Annotated in this window: 16 protein-coding genes and 1 pseudogene; 11 read left to right on the forward strand and 6 right to left on the reverse strand. The window is 51.4% G+C overall.

Annotation, left to right across the window (positions count from 1 at the left end):
• Positions 1 to 449: GTP 3',8-cyclase MoaA family protein (locus C7K08_RS09775; protein ID WP_479725434.1), on the forward strand; the 449-nt coding region annotated here is incomplete at its 5' end.
• 10 nt (positions 450 to 459) lie between these two features.
• Here C7K08_RS09775 and C7K08_RS09780 read toward each other — a convergent pair.
• Positions 460 to 1203 carry a sulfite exporter TauE/SafE family protein gene (locus C7K08_RS09780; RefSeq protein WP_106500446.1) on the reverse strand — a complete coding sequence of 248 codons (744 nt, stop codon included), beginning with the start codon at positions 1201 to 1203 and terminating at the stop codon, positions 460 to 462.
• Positions 1203 to 1703 carry a molybdenum cofactor biosynthesis protein B gene (moaB, locus tag C7K08_RS09785; RefSeq protein WP_106500447.1) on the reverse strand — a complete coding sequence of 167 codons (501 nt, stop codon included), beginning with the start codon at positions 1701 to 1703 and terminating at the stop codon, positions 1203 to 1205. Before moaB ends, C7K08_RS09780 begins: the two co-directional genes overlap by 1 nt.
• A 36-nt stretch (positions 1704 to 1739) precedes the next feature.
• Between moaB and C7K08_RS09790 the strand changes: the two genes are divergently transcribed.
• Both C7K08_RS09790 and C7K08_RS09795 read left to right on the forward strand, forming a co-directional pair.
• Positions 1740 to 1988, forward strand: a complete 249-nt coding sequence (locus tag C7K08_RS09790; protein WP_241537189.1) for a MoaD/ThiS family protein — start codon at positions 1740 to 1742, stop codon at positions 1986 to 1988.
• Between the two features lie 18 nt (positions 1989 to 2006).
• Entirely contained in the window at positions 2007 to 2462 is a 456-nt protein-coding gene (locus C7K08_RS09795) for a molybdenum cofactor biosynthesis protein MoaE (protein WP_106500449.1), read from the forward strand.
• Between the two features lie 27 nt (positions 2463 to 2489).
• On the opposite strand, the gene C7K08_RS09800 is transcribed toward C7K08_RS09795, so the two are convergent.
• Positions 2490 to 3743 carry a molybdopterin molybdotransferase MoeA gene (locus tag C7K08_RS09800; protein ID WP_106500450.1) on the reverse strand — a complete coding sequence of 418 codons (1254 nt, stop codon included), beginning with the start codon at positions 3741 to 3743 and terminating at the stop codon, positions 2490 to 2492.
• The gene (moaC, locus tag C7K08_RS09805) at positions 3736 to 4224 is read right to left on the reverse strand and encodes a cyclic pyranopterin monophosphate synthase MoaC (protein WP_106500459.1); all 489 of its coding nucleotides are present in this window, start codon (positions 4222 to 4224) and stop codon (positions 3736 to 3738) included. Before moaC ends, C7K08_RS09800 begins: the two co-directional genes overlap by 8 nt.
• Before the next feature lie 87 nt (positions 4225 to 4311).
• Here moaC and C7K08_RS09810 point away from each other — a divergent pair, with 87 nt between their 5' ends.
• Both C7K08_RS09810 and C7K08_RS09815 read left to right on the forward strand, forming a co-directional pair.
• Positions 4312 to 5652, forward strand: coding sequence for a polysaccharide deacetylase family protein (locus C7K08_RS09810; protein ID WP_241537190.1), 1341 nt, complete (start codon positions 4312 to 4314; stop codon positions 5650 to 5652).
• Positions 5653 to 5661: 9 nt separating this feature from the next.
• Entirely contained in the window at positions 5662 to 6177 is a 516-nt protein-coding gene (locus C7K08_RS09815) for a nucleoside deaminase (RefSeq protein WP_106500452.1), read from the forward strand.
• Here C7K08_RS09815 and C7K08_RS09820 read toward each other — a convergent pair.
• Positions 6149 to 6787: a 2OG-Fe(II) oxygenase gene (locus tag C7K08_RS09820; protein ID WP_106500453.1), complete on the reverse strand. Its 639-nt coding sequence runs from the start codon at positions 6785 to 6787 to the stop codon at positions 6149 to 6151. The two genes, C7K08_RS09815 and C7K08_RS09820, sit on opposite strands and share 29 nt — an antisense overlap.
• 63 nt (positions 6788 to 6850) lie before the next feature.
• Here C7K08_RS09820 and C7K08_RS09825 point away from each other — a divergent pair, with 63 nt between their 5' ends.
• The 4 genes from C7K08_RS09825 to C7K08_RS09840 all read left to right on the forward strand — a co-directional run bounded on the left by C7K08_RS09825 (position 6851) and on the right by C7K08_RS09840 (position 12099).
• Complete coding sequence (locus C7K08_RS09825) at positions 6851 to 8065, forward strand: MFS transporter (protein ID WP_106500454.1); 1215 nt, start codon at positions 6851 to 6853, stop codon at positions 8063 to 8065.
• A 28-nt stretch (positions 8066 to 8093) separates the two neighbouring features.
• Positions 8094 to 10229, forward strand: a complete 2136-nt coding sequence (ppk1, locus tag C7K08_RS09830; RefSeq protein WP_106500455.1) for a polyphosphate kinase 1 — start codon at positions 8094 to 8096, stop codon at positions 10227 to 10229.
• Positions 10230 to 10500: 271 nt separating this feature from the next.
• Positions 10501 to 11472 (forward strand): RNA polymerase sigma factor, RpoD/SigA family, encoded by a 972-nt coding sequence (locus tag C7K08_RS09835; protein ID WP_106500456.1) that lies wholly within the window; start codon positions 10501 to 10503, stop codon positions 11470 to 11472.
• Between the two features lie 132 nt (positions 11473 to 11604).
• Positions 11605 to 12099, forward strand: coding sequence for a dolichol kinase (locus C7K08_RS09840; protein ID WP_341272154.1), 495 nt, complete (start codon positions 11605 to 11607; stop codon positions 12097 to 12099).
• 8 nt (positions 12100 to 12107) lie between these two features.
• Here C7K08_RS09840 and C7K08_RS09845 read toward each other — a convergent pair whose 3' ends face one another.
• Complete coding sequence (locus C7K08_RS09845) at positions 12108 to 13151, reverse strand: 3-deoxy-7-phosphoheptulonate synthase (protein ID WP_106500457.1); 1044 nt, start codon at positions 13149 to 13151, stop codon at positions 12108 to 12110.
• Positions 13152 to 13233: 82 nt separating this feature from the next.
• Here C7K08_RS09845 and acnB point away from each other — a divergent pair, with 82 nt between their 5' ends.
• A complete protein-coding gene (gene acnB / locus C7K08_RS09850) occupies positions 13234 to 15765 on the forward strand; it encodes a bifunctional aconitate hydratase 2/2-methylisocitrate dehydratase (protein ID WP_106500458.1) in 2532 nt (843 codons plus the stop codon).
• A 235-nt stretch (positions 15766 to 16000) separates the two neighbouring features.
• A pseudogene (locus C7K08_RS09855) lies at positions 16001 to 16229 on the forward strand (radical SAM protein); the annotation flags it as partial.

The following is a 16229-nucleotide window of genomic DNA, read 5'->3' on the forward strand; positions in this document are numbered from 1 at the left end:
GTCTTATTGAATACATGGATGTGGGTAACCGCAACGGCTGGCAGCCAGAAGCTGTTTTAACAAGTGCTGAAATGATTGCGGTTATAAATAAGCAATGGACCCTTGAACCACTTAAAAGGAAATCAGCCACCACAGCAAAGCGATGGAAATATACAGATGGCAAGGGCTATTTGGCAACTATAGCTTCTATTAGTGAACCTTTTTGCGGCGATTGCAACCGGCTTCGGGTAACTGCAAATGGCATTGCTTACACCTGTTTATTTGCAAGCCAAAATAGTGGCTTAGATTTACGTGATTACCTACAAGCAAACAGTTGTTCCGGCGACCTTAAAGAAGCAATTGGCAAACTTTGGGGTAATCGAAGCGATCGCTACAGCGAACAACGGGAGCAACAACTTAAAAGTGGTAGCCGTAAAGCACCAGCTGAGATGGCATTACTTGGTGGCTAATAAAAGCTATTTAACTATACCAATGAATTCCCAAAAGCTTACAACCAGCAATAGCTAATACTAGCGCTAACGCATAACGAATCCATTTTACCGGCAAATAGGAGCTGCCTAAGCGCGATCCAATTGCCCCTGAAATAAAAACTACTGGAAGCCACAGAAGCATGGGTCCACGCAGCAACTCAGCGGCCGCAGTTGGCTTTGAAAGCAGCAAACCGGCAAAGCCAGCCAAGGAGTTAAGCAAAACAAATAAAACTGATACCGCTGCTGCTCCGCGGGTATTGCACCAACGGGTAAACAGTAATAGTGGCGTAAGAAATATGCCACCCCCAGTGCCTGTAAAACCCGCCAACAGGCCAAGTAATCCCCCAGCTAAAAACAATAATGGCACCTGCACATGTTGCAAATTGATAGGATCTTTTGGCTTTTCAACTAAACACAAGCCAGATAGCAAAAGAATAACACCAACAATTTTCTCAAACCATAATCCAGGCAAATTCAATGAGCCACCAATAAATGCAGCGGGAATACTGAGGCCATATAGGGCAGCAAACTTAGGTTCCGGGAAATGGCCAGCCCTTAAAAAATTCCAACAACCAACAGACGCAACTGCTATATTTAAAATAAGTGCAAGTGGTTTGATTAGTGTTGCTGAATAATTCGCTAAGGCAAATATAGCTATGTACCCCGTAGCACCCCCATGACCTACAGAAGCATAGAGGAAAGCAATGATGGCTAAAGCAAATGCAACTGCCATTAATGCTCAAGTAGCCGCGGCAGCAATTGAACCAAATTACAGGGCCTGGTATTTAGATCAAGCTGGGCAGCAATCAAGCGATCCCAGGCGGTAGTTACGGCATCAAGGGAACCGGGTAAAACAAAAATAAATGTGCCATTAGCAACACCTGCAACACACCTGCTTTGCAAACTACTAGTGCCTATAGTTTCAAAAGATAAAACCCTAAATAATTCACCAAAGCCATCAATTTTTTTATCAAGTAGTGGTATTACTGCCTCTGGAGTGCCATCACGCCCTGTTAAACCCGTGCCACCATTAGTAATAATAACTTGCACATCTTCATCAGCTATCCATCGGCTTACTACTGAGCGGATTTGGTAGCAATTATCAGGCGCCATGCAACGCTCAATGAGTTGATGGCCAGCCACCTCAAGGCGCTGCTGCAACAAATTACCGCTCTGATCATCTGCCAAACTACGGGTATCTGAAACCGTGAGTAGGGCAATGGCAAGGGCCATAGATTTCCGGTAGCTGCAGCCATCCTGATGCACCCCATGGCAACTGATCAAATAAAAGTTTTGTTATTTGCTCGCCTAAGCGAACAAGCTGGCTGGCGGGAGCAAAATCTGCCCATCAGCAAACACTCCACTCCAGAAGCGATATGGCAGCAGTTAAAACTTGGGCCGCCTGGGGTTATGCCGGCCCAAGTGCGGATTGCCATCAATCAACAATTTGCTGCGCTTGATACGCCACTACATCCCGGCGATGAACTGGCCTTTATGCCAGCCATCAGTGGCGGCTAATCCCGTTATCTCAAATCCATGGCAGCTTTGAAGATCAACCTACGCAACGAGCGCTTTGAACCTCTTTTAGTGCTTGAGCAATGGCACCAAGTTCGCGCTGAGCAAGGGGAGTGCCCTGGGGCAGCCGAATGCATCTTCATCGGTCGCATGCGACCAAAGGGAAGCGATGGTTCGCCATTGGTTGCACTGGAATTAGAGCACTACCCAGGCATGAGCGAACAACAATTGCTGTTGCTATCAAGCAACTGTTGCAACCGCCATGGCGTTAACTCAGCCCTAGTCCAGCACCGTATTGGCAAGGTCTTGCCCCATGAAGCGATTGTGTTGATAGCCATCTGTGCAAATCAGCGGGGCGAAGCCCAACGCTGTTGCCAAGAATTATTGGAGGCGTTGAAACATGAAGCACCGTTTTGGAAGCGCGAATGGCGCGCCGATGGMAGTGCTGAATGGATTAATGGCAACACGCCCTTCTAAATAGAAAAATCACACAAGCTTGTGAATTCAGAAAATCGGCAGCCGCAGCAGCTGGGCCCAAAGCTTGCTGCCAGAGGGAATATCTGCAAGCTCAGCTGGTATTTCAAGCAATAGATCAGCGCCTACCAATGAACTAATCCGTGAAGATGCTTGGCTGCCCTCAACTAAAGCCCACAAGTTACCCTCGGAATCAAACTCCAACTTTGCCCTGGCAAGTTCAGGCCTACCAGCGTTTCGCCTTAACTGATGGGCCAAACGAACCTGCAGCCTTGGCAGGAGTTGCACATCTGAACCCTCCAGCTGCTGCAGGGCTGGCCACAGTAATTGGAGGGCGGTAACGGCAGCTGCCACCGGATTGCCTGGCAAGCCAAAAAATGGCACCAACTTGTTAGCAGCACTAAGGGTGCCAAAGGCAAAAGGACGCCCAGGTTTAAGGAAAAGCTTCCAAAAAGCCACCTCCCCTAGCTCACTTAAAAGCGGCCTTATCCAATCGCTGTCACCAGCGGAAACTCCACCAGTGCTCACAACTAAATCACAACTAGCAGCAAGATCTAAAAGAGCGGTGCGCAATGCATCGGGATGATCTGGCACAACCTGCGATATGGCAACTCCATAGCCAAGGCGTTCTAACAATGCAGTTAACAATGTGCTGTTTGATTCCCAGATAGCACCAGGCCAGCGATCTTCCCCCAAGGCCACCAACTCATCACCACTAACTAGTAGCCCTAGTTGCGGTTTGGCTCTCACGGTTAATTCAGCTATGCCGGCACTTGCCAAAAGGGCCAAATGTGCAACGCCCAAACGCACCCCAGCCGCAACTAAAAGCTCCCCTGCTGCTACATCTCCATCAGCAGCTCGAATCCATTGGCTTTGACTGGCCTCAGCAACTAGTTCCAAGTTGATGCCATCAGGGCTGCACTGCACCAACTCTTGGGGTAGAACCCGCTGGGCTCCAGCCGGCAAGGGAGCACCGGTGAGTATGCGCACRGCTTCTGCGGGTATCAGTTGCTGGCCATAGGGGGCTCCCGGTGCTGAACGGCCAACTAATTTCCAGGTTGTACCAATTACAGGCGGACTTGGATCGCCAATGGCGTAGCCATCCATGATTGAAGCCGCAAAACCGGGCAATGCTTCTGCGGCATGAACACCTTGGGCACTCACCCTTGCAAAACAAGCAGCTAATGGCAATTCAATAGTTGCCGTTATCGGTGCAATCCGCTCAAGAATTTTGCGCCTGGCTTCGTTAAGGGGTAAACCTTCCCGGGGAAAAGGTTCAGTCATTCAAACTTGGATGCCGCCAGGCACCATGGCGACCGCCTTCCTTACTTAGCACCCGCACCCCACTAATTGTCATGGCTGGATCTAATGCCTTAACCATGTCGTAGAGAGTGAGTAAACCCACCTGCACTGCAGTGAGGGCCTCCATTTCCACACCAGTAGTGCCGGTGCAGCTGGCTACAACTTCAATCCGCAGGCCAGCACCATCTTCTGCAGGATTTATTGCCACCTCGATACCGGTTAATGCAATGGGGTGACAAAGAGGTATCAATTCCCAAGTGCGTTTAGCGGCTTGAATCGCTGCCACCCGGGCCACCGCTAACACATCACCCTTTTTTGTTTTGCCAGCAATTACAAGCTCCACCAACTCAGGTGCCATGCCTATGAAACCCTCCGCTGTTGCCGTGCGGCAACTACTAAGGCGGTTGCTTATATCAACCATGTGCACCTCACCAGCTGCATTCAAATGCGATAGTTCGCCCATAGAAGATGATGTTGGAATAATTGCGAGTTTGTGATTAATCAACCCCTGCCGCCAATCGCTGGCTTGGAAGCTGAGCTGTTGGCCTTGATGCAAMAACCTGGCCAGGTAGCTGCACCTTATTCAAATTTAAAACTTGAACAGCTGCAATCCGCATTTGCCTGTGCTTTGCACATGCATCAACCAACGATTCCAGCCGCTGCTGATGGGGAGCTGATCTCCCATTTGCAATATATGTTTGAGCACCGGGAAGAGGGCGATAACCACAATGCCGAGCCCTTTGCCCAGTGCTACAAACGCATGGCAGAGATCRTCCCAAACCTGATCAATGAGGGTTGCAACCCACGRATCATGTTGGATTACTCGGGCACGCTGCTTTGGGGCTTTAGCCAAATGGGCCGCCAAGACATCCTTGCTGCACTAAAAAAACTTGCCTGTGATCCAACCCTGTATACCCATGTGGAGTGGCTTGGCAGTTTCTGGAGCCATGCCGTTGCACCATCAACGCCAATTCCCGACCTAAAACTACAAATCCAAGCCTGGCAACATCAATTCGCCAACCTATTTGGCCAGGAGGCCCTGCAACGGGTGAGGGGTTTTTCACCACCTGAAATGCATCTGCCAAACAATCCAGATACCCTTTATGCCCTTGTAAGTGCCCTGCGTGAATGCGGTTATCGCTGGCTGCTGGTGCAGGAACATAGCGTTGAAAATCTTGATGGCAGCAGCCTTAGCCAAGCGCAAAAATTAATCCCAAATCAGCTTGTGGCCCGCAACAGCCAAGGTGAAACCACATCGATCATCGCCTTAATCAAAACCCAAGGCTCTGATACCAAATTAGTGGCTCAAATGCAGCCTTACCACGAAGCACTTGGCTTAACAAGGCAACAACTTGGCACAACCACTATTCCAGYTTTAGTGAGTCAAATTGCTGATGGTGAAAATGGTGGTGTGATGATGAATGAATTTCCACCCGCCTTTATTCAGGCCCATCGCACGATCGCCAATAGATCAACAACGCCAACAGCAACTGCTCAAACAGTAGCCATCAATGGCACAGAGTATCTAGAATTAATTGCTAACTCTGGTGTTAATCCAGCTGAGTTCCCTGCCATACAAGCCATAGGTCAACACAGCTTCAGGGCTGGCGATACAACTATTTCAATGGAAGGYGCCTCCTGGACCAACAACATCAGCTGGGTGGAGGGTTATGAAGGGATTCTTGAACCCATGCAACAGCTCAGCGCCCGCTTTCATCAAATATTTGATCCGCTGGTGGCTAATGATCCAGCGGTAACAAAAAGCGCCCGTTATCAAGAGGCGCTTTTACATGTGCTGCTACTAGAAACCAGCTGCTTTCGCTATTGGGGCCACGGCACCTGGACCGATTACGCCAAAACAATTCAACAACGGGGTGAAGCTCTGCTTTAAAGTTGAAAAATGCCAAGCATCAACAGTGCARATCCAAGCCATGCCAGCTTTATGGCGATGGCGATTGCTGCGATGCAACGCACGGCATTAGARGAACGTAGCGGTGAACCATTTGGCGCTGTAGTTGTTAAAAAYAATCAGCTAGTTGCCGTGGCTGGCAATAGTGTTTACCGCGATAAAGATCCCACTGCCCATGCGGAAATCAATGCTATCCGCGCCGCTTGCCAAGCCATAGGCAGTTGGGATTTAAGTGATTGTGTTCTTTATACAAGTTGTCAATGTTGCCCAATGTGCTATTCAGCTGCGGCATGGGCTGGCATAAAAAAGATTTACTACGCSGCCGGTTGGGATGATTACAACGACATCTACGACGATCAAGCAATCGGCCRTGATCTACAACAACCAGATAAATCAAARGCCCTGGCACCAGAGCAATTAATGCGGCTTGATGCCGTTGCYGTGTGGCAGGCGGTGCGGCTAGATAGGGGAATTACAACTACTCCGGCGCGGCCGCCAAACGTTTGAGATAAGCCGCATTGCTACCGGCATTAATCCAGCCTGTGGCAATTGTTTTGCTGTGGTGATGATCCACTCGGCCGCGGTGAATATGGGAAAYACCAGCAGGAAAAATCAATAATTTGCCCCGTTCTGCTGCTTCGTGGTGGTTTTGCCAATGGAATTCAGTGCCACCCTCCGGSAGATCATTGCAATAAAGAATCCARGCCAACACACGATGCACCGGTTCSGTGGCCTCTGGGCTGATGGTCCAATCGCAATGCCATGCCTTAAAACCTTCGCCTGGGGCGTAATGCTGSAGATTAAAAATCGGATTTACAAATAGTTGTTGTTCYGGGCAGCATTGCTGCAATAGCGGCAGCTCTTCCAGGTAGCGATTGAGGCCTGCTGTTACACCACGCMGAATTACATCGGCCAAGGCAAAGGCTTCCGGATCACTGCGATCAATCGCCACCAGGCTGATATCAGTTGAACTCTTGGCAGGTTCCGCTCCCGCTTCACTGCCTGGGCCAAAGGCCACACCTGGGGTGTGCAGATCAGGGCGCCGCTCAAAAAAACGGATCACCCCATCGGCTATGGCTTCATAACCAGCATTGCGATAGGCGGCGATCAAACGCATATTTTCAAATTAAGGCTGGCTGGTGGTGAACACTAGTTGCATCAACCGCAGGGCCCGCTCCCCATGAAACGTCCGTCCACGCTGCTTTGCGTGTTTGTGACGCTGCTAAATGATCGGGTTGGTGAAAGCCTGGTTTTTCCGCTGCTGCCCTTCCTGCTCGCTGGCTTTACCAGCAGTGGCACCACCTTGGGCCTACTGGCGGGCAGCTATGCCCTAGCCCAATTTTTAGCCACCCCATTAATCGGTGCCCTCAGCGATCGCTTTGGTAGGAGGCCCGTGATCGCTTGCTGCGTAGCCGGCACGGTGTTGGGCTTGGCTTTATTTGCGATCACCCTGGAAATCCCCTGGCCCCAGGCCAGCGCTTGGCCCTTGGTTTTACTGTTTAGCGGCCGCCTGCTGGATGGCTTCAGCGGTGGCACCGCCGCCAGTGCCGGAGCGGTGCTTGCTGATATCAGCAGCCCTGAAAATCGAGCCAAGGCATTTGGCTTAATCGGTGTTGCCTTTGGCCTGGGCTTCATTCTTGGGCCTGCCTTAGCCGGGGTATTAAGCCGCTGGAGCGTTACTTTGCCGGTGTGGATAGCGGTGGCGATTGCCGCTATCAATCTGGTKTTGGTGTTGYTATTGCTGCCGGAAACSCACCCAGCCGAGCAGCGCCGGGCCCTACCGCGMAAACGGGCTTTAAATCCCTTTGCCCAGCTGGCGAAAGTATTTGCTAATCCAAAAGTAGGCAGCCTGTGCCTTGGTTTCTTTTTGTTTTTTCTTGCCTTTAATGGTTTTACAGCGGTGCTGGTGTTGTTTTTTAAACAGGTATTTGGTTGGGGACCTGGGCCGGCCACCACTGCGTTTTTAATTGTTGGGGTGGTGGCAACGGTGGTGCAAGGGGGATTAATTGGTCCGTTGGTAACAAGATTTGGTGAGCAGCGTTTAACACTATTTGGCCTTGGCTTGGTGGTGGTTGGCTGCCTGTTAATCCCTGGGGCACCGATCACAAATGCCAAACCRGTGGTTTTTAGTGCCGTTGCGCTTTTAGCGATGGGCACTGGTCTTGTTACCCCCTGCTTGCGCAGCTTGGTTTCCAGGCGCCTTGATGGCGATGGCCAAGGCGCAGCCCTAGGCAGTTTGCAGGGATTGCAAAGCCTTGGCAGTTTCCTTGGCCCACCAATRATGGGGTTGGCCTATGAGCAATTGGGTTTTAGTAGCCCATTTCTATTGGCGGCAGCACTGCTATTGGGGGTGAGTTTTCTCACTGCTAACGGAACCCTTAATCAAGCCAGCTAGGGTCGCRCCAGTGGCTTCTGTTCATTCCATGGCCTCAGCTGTTCTTGCCCCAGAGCTCTACTTAAACCGTGAACTGGCTTGGGTTGAYTTCAACCAAMGGGTGTTAGCCCAGGCCCTTGATGGCCGCACGCCATTGCTTGAGCAAGCAAAATTCAGCGCCATCTTCAGCAACAACCTCGATGAATTTTTCATGGTGCGGGTTGCATCAYTGAAATCACAGGTGGAGGCGGGTATCACCAGYTTGAGCATTGATGGGCTAACACCCCTGCAACAACTGCAAGCAATTCAAGCCAAATTACGGCCGGTATTAGAACAACARCAGCAGCATTACCGCGGCGAACTAAAGCCAAAACTGGCTGAATATGGCGTTTATGTGCTGGATTATCCGCAATTAAATGCTGGCCAAAGGGAATGGTTAAACAACCATTTCCGCACTGCTATTTTCCCGGTGCTCACACCCCTGGCCGTGGATCCAGCCCATCCATTTCCATTTATTAGCAATCTGAGCCTCAATATCGCCGCCTTAATTAGGGATCCTGAAACGGGTGAACAACAATTTGCGCGGGTGAAGGTGCCACAAAAAAACCTACCGCGATTTATCAAATTACCGCTTGAGCTAGCTCAGCAGGAAACGCCAGCCCTCTACAGCGCCGTTCCGCTTGAGCAGGTGGTGGCTTTCAATTTGGCGCTGCTATTTCCTGGCATGACGATTGAAGGGCACTATTTCTTCCGTGTTACCCGCGATGCCGACCTCGAGCTGCGGGAGCTAGAGGCCGATGATTTGATGATTGCCCTACAGGAAGGCCTGCGCAAACGACGCATGGGCGGTGAAGTGGTGCGCTTGGAGGTGGCAGATGAAATGCCCCAAGACGTGGTGGATTTATTGATGGAAGGCATGGCTGTTGAAGCAGAAGACCTKTATCGCATTAACGGCCCCTTGGGTTTAGATGATCTGTTTGCCCTTACCGGGGTGCCGCTACCCCAATTCAAAGACAGCCCCCAACTAGCCAGGATCGCAGCACCACTAGCCAGGGCCCAAAAGGCATTACTTGCCGATGGCTCAATTAAGCCAGAGGAATTTGAAAGCGTATTTGATGTGCTCAAGCGGGGTGATGTGCTGCTGCATCACCCCTACGACCTATTCAGTTCGTCGGTGGAGGAATTCATTGGCCAGGCCGCTGATGACCCCGATGTATTAGCGATCAAGATGACGCTTTATCGGGTATCTAAAGATTCAAAGGTAATTAGTTCGCTGATTACAGCTGCTGAAAATGGCAAACAGGTGATGGCACTGGTGGAATTAAAAGCCCGTTTTGATGAAGAGAACAATATCCAATGGGCAAGGCAACTGGAAAATGCAGGCGTGCATGTGGTTTATGGCGTRATCGGCCTAAAAACCCACACCAAGGTCACCCTGGTGCTGCGGCGTGAAAAGGATGAACTGCGCTCCTATGTGCATGTGGGCACCGGYAACTACAACTCAAAAACCTCAAGGCTCTACACCGATGTGGGTTTACTTAGTGCCAGGCCTGAATTAGGCCAAGATCTAGTTGAACTTTTCAATTACTTAACCGGTTTTTCAAAACAACAAAGCTTCCGAAAGTTGCTGGTGGCACCAGTTACTTTGCGGGCAGGGATGGAGGCATTGATCCAAAGGGAAATCGAGCATGCCAAAGCCGGGGCAGAGGGGCACATCATTGTGAAAATGAATTCCCTTGTGGATCCCCGCATCATCGCCCTGCTCTATGAAGCATCSCGGGCCGGCGTGCAGATCGAACTGATCATCAGGGGTGTTTGCAGCCTGCGTCCTGGCCTTGAAGGCCACAGCAGCAACATTTCAGTRATAAGCATCATCGGCCGTTTTCTTGAGCACTCCCGCATCTTCTGGTTTGGCAATGGCGGCAACCCGGAGGCTTTTATCGGCAGCGCTGATTGGATGGGACGCAACCTCGATCGCCGCGTGGAAGCGGTTACCCCGGTGGAAGATCCTGAATTGCGCAGCAGTTTAGAGAAGTTGCTACACACATACCTGGCCGATAACCGCGGCGCCTGGGATATGCAAGCCGATGGTCAGTTCCTGCAGCGGCTATGCAATGAAAATGAAAATAATTCACAGCTGGAGCTAATGGAAAACTGGAATGCTGTGCAGGGGCAATGCCTTTAAATCCAGCAATTAAYTTCAGATTTCTRCGAAGCTTTATGGCCAAAAGTTAAGAAGCATGGCCTAAAGGCAGCRCCCAAAYCGATTCCTAAACTGACCGTAAATTGTGAATTCCGCTGGTTAAGCTGAGCCGTGCCAAAGCTTTAGAAGCAACTGCAACAAATCAGTAGATTTTATATTGCCTTGATTTGCAGATTGTTTTCCAAAATGAGGCACACATCAGCGCCCATTAGTGCTAAGTTCTGGCCAAATTTAATTCGAGAGGACCAGGGTGATGGGGACACCACTGGGGGCTCGAACTGAAGGTGAACAACCTTCGGTTCGCCCTGCGCAATTACGGAGCGGCAGCCGCACTGGAGGCCGCTTAAGCACCGATTCAATCGGTTGGTATTTGAGCAACATCGGCAGGGTGCCTTTGCTCACCGCCGCTGAGGAAATCGAGCTGGCCCACCAGGTGCAGCAGATGAAGCAACTTTCCGAAATAGCYGAGGAGGAGCGCACCCCCCGCCAGCGCCATCAGGTGCGGATGGGTTGCCGCGCCAGGGATCGCATGATGGCCGCCAATTTGCGTTTGGTGGTGAGTGTGGCTAAAAAATATCAAAATCAAGGCCTTGAATTGCTTGATTTAGTGCAAGAAGGGGCAATTGGTTTAGAGCGGGCCGTTGATAAGTTCGACCCCGCCATGGGTTATAAGTTTTCCACCTATGCCTATTGGTGGATTCGGCAAGGGATGACGCGGGCCATTGATAACAGCGCCCGCACAATCAGGTTGCCAATTCATATCAGTGAAAAACTATCCAAATTACGCCGCATTACCCGCGAGTTATCCCATCGCTTTGGCCGCCAGCCCAATCGGCTTGAGATGGCCCATGCCATGGGGATGGAACCGGAAGAACTAGAGGAACTACTCAGCCAAAGTGCTCCTTGCGCCTCCTTAGATGCCCACGCCAGGGGCGAGGAAGACCGCAGCACCCTGGGTGAATTGATTCCAGATCCCGCCAGCACCGAACCGATGGAGGGCATGGATCGCAAGATCCAAAAGGAACACCTGGGCACTTGGATCACCCAATTAAATGAAAGGGAGCAGAAGATTCTGAAGCTGCGTTTTGGCCTTGAGGGCAGCGAACCGCTCACCCTGGCTGAAATTGGCCGCCAGATCAATGTGTCCCGTGAACGGGTGCGTCAATTAGAAGCAAAAGCAATCCTCAAGCTGCGCTTGATCACCAATCAACAGCAGGCTGCCTAAGCGATTTTGCTACTGGTTTCCATTTGGCTGGGCCTGCTTTTTATTAGCTCAAGCCTGATCAAAAGCACTTGGCCCCAACAACCGGAACTAAGCCGSAAGGTKGTTCATATAGGTGCGGGTTTTGCCCTGCCTTTGGCCTGGTTTAGCCATATTCCCCTCAGCATTGCCCTGGCAGCAGCGTTGCTTGCCACTGCCCTTGCTGCAATCAACCACCGCTGGCGGTTGCTACCTGCCCTAGAGGATGTGGGTAGGGCCAGCATTGGCACSGTTGCCTATGGGGCATCGATAACACTGTTGCTTGGTTTGTTTTGGCCCCAACGGGCCGATTTGGTTTGCGCTGCGGTGCTAACCATGGCCCTTGGTGATGGCCTAGCTGGTTTATTGGGSGCGCACTTCCCATCAAGGCGTTGGCAATTATTTGGCCAAACAAAATCATTGCTTGGCACTGCTGTWATGGCAGTGGTAACACTGCTGGTGCTGTTGATATTGCTACCGCAACTACCTATTTATCAACTATTGGCAATTGCCGCCAGTGCAACGCTGCTGGAGCAATTCAGCTGGGGCGGGATCGATAACTTCAGCGTGCCCCTACTGGTGGCGGCCATGGCCCATTGGCTWGGCAGTTAGCAATTAAATCAAGCCACTGCAGCAGCTAACTTTTCCAAAAGGGCTTCGGTGGTATCCAGATCGATGCAGGCATCGGTGATGCTTTGGCCGTAGGTGAGTTGGGATAGATCAGCCGGAATTTTCTGGCTGCCAGCCACCAAATGACTTTCAAGCATCACACCCATCACGGCAGTGCCACCTTGTTGCACCTGGCCGGCTACGGCCTCAAGCACCTCAGCTTGGCGGCGGTAATCCTTATTGGAATTGCCATGGCTGCAATCAACCATCACCCGATGGGGTAGATCCGCTTTTTGTAGCGCTTCAGCTGCTGCTGCAATCGCCTCTGGGTGGTAGTTGGTGCCACTGCCACCACCGCGYAACACCAAATGACCATCKGGATTACCGGTGGTGGAAACGATTGCCGCATGGCCCTGRCGATTGATCCCCAGGAAATGATGGGGGCGGGAAGCGGCTTCCATCGCATTTATTGCAATGGTTACGCTGCCATCGGTGCCATTTTTGTAGCCGATCGGCATCGATAACCCGGAGGCCATTTCACGGTGGGTTTGGCTTTCGGTGGTGCGGGCGCCGATGGCGGTCCAGCTGATCAAATCAGCGATGTATTGCGGCACCACTGGGTCAAGTAATTCCGTAGCTGCWGGTAAACCCCGTTCCGCCAGATAAAGSAGTAGGCCGCGCGCTTTACGCAAGCCGGTATTGATGTCGTAGCTGCCATCGAGGTGGGGATCATTGATCAAACCCTTCCAACCGATGGTGGTGCGCGGCTTTTCGAAATAAACCCGCATCACAATTTCCAACTTGGCCTGCAAGCGTTCACGGATTTGCACCAGGGCGCCTGCATATTCCTCAGCGGCACCGAGATCRTGCACCGAACAGGGGCCAACGATCACCAAAAGCCTTTGATCTTCGCCGCTCAARATGCGTTTTATGCGCTGGCGGGTGGCTTGCACCGTGTGGGTTGCCCTTTCGGTGAGGGGCAGATCGCTTTGCAGAATTACGGGAGCCACCAATGGGCGGGTCTCCACCACGTGCAGATCAGAGGTGGGAAGCATGCCCTTAGTTGTTCAGACACATCAGCTACAACCCTAAGGGTCTGCCGTGCGGGAACAATAGGAGCAGTGCTGAAATCCGCTAATGCTCGCCGCTTACCGCCAGGCCGCTTTGCACAGGGAAACGCTTGGGGTACCACCAYTGCCGCTGGATGCAGGCCAAACCCAGGCCCTCACAGAACTRCTGCTGCAGCCACCTGCAGGGGAAGCSGAATTCCTTCTGGAACTGCTTAARGAACGGATTCCACCAGGGGTGGATGAAGCTGCCTACGTGAAAGCGGCTTGGCTAAAGGCTGTTGCAAAAGCCGAATTAGAAAGCCCCCTGGTAAGCCCCCTGCTCGCTACCCAGCTGCTTGCCACGATGATCGGCGGTTACAACGTWGCTGCCTTAATTGAACTATTAAGCAACGCTGATGCTGCAATTGCCGCCGAAGCAGCAACGGGYCTAAGTAAAACCCTATTGGTATACGACAGCTTTAATGATGTGCTGGAACTAGCARCCAGCAATTGCCATGCCAAGCGGGTAATTGATAGCTGGGCAAATGCTGAATGGTTTACAGCGCGGCCGAAACTAGCGGCTGAAATCACCGTTACGGTGTTCAAGGTRGAAGGTGAAACCAACACAGACGACCTATCACCAGCCACCCATGCCACCACSCGGCCAGATATCCCACTCCATGCGATGGCRATGCTGGAAASYCGYATGCCAGGGGGCCTAGCRCAAATCAGCGCCCTAAAACAAAAAGGCCATCCAGTGGCCTATTGCGGTGATGTRGTGGGCACCGGTAGTTCGCGCAAATCAGCAATTAATTCAGTGCTATGGCACACCGGTAAAGATATCCCGCAGGTGCCAAATAAACGCAGCGGCGGGGTGATTTTAGGCAGCAAGATAGCGCCAATATTTTTTAATACTGCTGAGGATTCAGGCGCGCTGCCGATTGAATTTGATGTAACTGGATTAAACACAGGCGATGTAATTACGATTCGTCCCTACGCCGGCACGGTGGAAAGAGATGGTGCRATTATCGCCGAATTTCAATTAAAACCAAACACGATTGCCGATGAAGTGCGGGCCGGCGGTCGCATTCCTTTGCTGATTGGCAGATCACTAACGGATAAGGTGCGCGAGCGTTTGGGATTAGCGCCAAGCGAGCTRTTTATAMGGCCAGGCAGCGCCCAAAMAAGCAACAGGGGCTTCAGCTTGGCKCARAAAATGGTGGGTAARGCCTGCGGGTTAGCTGGGGTGCGGCCTGGCAGCAGCTGCGAACCGTTRATGAGCACCGTTGGCAGCCAAGACACCACAGGCCCGATGACCCGTGATGAATTGAAGGAATTGGCCTGTCTGGGGTTTTCCGCTGATTTTGTATTGCAAAGCTTTTGCCACACRGCTGCATATCCMAAACCGGTTGATCTAAAAACCCATGCYGAATTGCCAGATTTCATTGAATCCCGCGGTGGTGTAGCCCTTCGCCCAGGTGATGGCATCATCCACAGCTGGTTAAATCGCATGTTGCTGCCGGATGCGGTGGGCACTGGCGGCGATAGCCACACCCGTTTTCCTTTAGGTATTTCATTCCCGGCCGGTTCCGGCCTRGTGGCTTTTGCAGCGGCGATCGGGGCGATGCCAYTGGATATGCCGGAATCGGTGCTGGTGAAATTCAGCGGCTCATTGCAACCGGGTGTAACCCTGCGGGATGTGGTGAATGCAATYCCCTATGTGGCAATCCAGCAGGGATTACTCACGGTGGAGAAGGCCAACAAGAAAAATATTTTCTCCGGCCGGATCATGGAAATTGAAGGGCTACCTGATCTGAAATTAGAACAGGCATTTGAATTAACTGATGCCACAGCAGAACGCAGCTGTGCCGGTAGCACCATWAAACTGAGYATTGAAACTGTGAGTGAATATTTACGCAGCAATGTTGCCCTACTTAATAATATGATTAGCAATGGTTATGGCGATAGCCGTAGTTTATTGAGGCGGATCAAGGCGATGGAGGCATGGCTWGCAAATCCAGAGCTGCTACAGGCAGATGAGGATGCTGAATATGCAGCGGTGCTTGAAATCAACCTAGATCAAATCACTGAACCAATTCTTGCCTGCCCCAATGATCCAGATAATGTAAAAACCCTTAGCGAAGTGGCTGGAGATCAAATTGATGAGGTATTTATCGGCAGCTGCATGACAAATATTGGCCATTACCGCGCCGCTGCAACCCTATTAAAAGACGAGGGACCAAATGCCGCAAAACTCTGGGTTTGCCCGCCTACCCGCATGGATGAAGCGATGTTGAAAGAGGAGGGCTACTACGCAATATTCGAAGCAAGTGGTGCCCGCATGGAAATGCCTGGATGTTCCCTATGCATGGGYAATCAGGCCAGGGTAGAAAACAACACCACCGTATTTTCCACCAGCACCCGCAATTTYAATAATCGCCTTGGTGATGGCGCCCAGGTGTATTTAGGTAGCGCTGAATTGGCSGCTGTGTGTGCTCAACTCGGCAGGATTCCAAGCAAAGARAYATACCTTGAGATGGCAGCAAAAAAAATYGATCCAAACCAGCAAGAGCTCTAYCGCTATCTAAATTTTGATCAAATCAAGGCTTATCAGTCATAACGCACCCACCGGCAACACAAAAACGCCATCTACGCTCATTAATGCAGTAAACGACTCCAAATCCCCAGTGTTGTCACGATCTATTCTTTTTTCGAAAACCTAGCTAAACCAAACTAAACMAAACCCAAACCGAGCCGCCAGGCCAAACTGGGGCAAACACAAGCTTGTTAACACCCTGAACCAGGAAACCCTGCTGTTTGAACCAGCCCAGCCGCAGCTGGGGGCACTAAAAACAGTGCTGGCTTTCCCTAGCACCTACAGCGTTGGGATCACAAGCCTGGGTTATCAGGTGGTGTGGGCAACCCTTGCCAAACGCCCCGACCTAGATGTGCGTCGTTTATTCACGGATCAAGGTGATCCACCTCACCGCCATTGCAACCTATTTGGCCTCTCGCTCAGCTGGGAATTAGATGCACCGGTGCTGCTTGATCTTCTCGAGCAACAACGAATTCCCCTCTGGGCCC

This window comes from Synechococcus lacustris str. Tous (assembly GCF_003011125.1).
Classification (GTDB): domain Bacteria; phylum Cyanobacteriota; class Cyanobacteriia; order PCC-6307; family Cyanobiaceae; genus Synechococcus_D; species Synechococcus_D lacustris.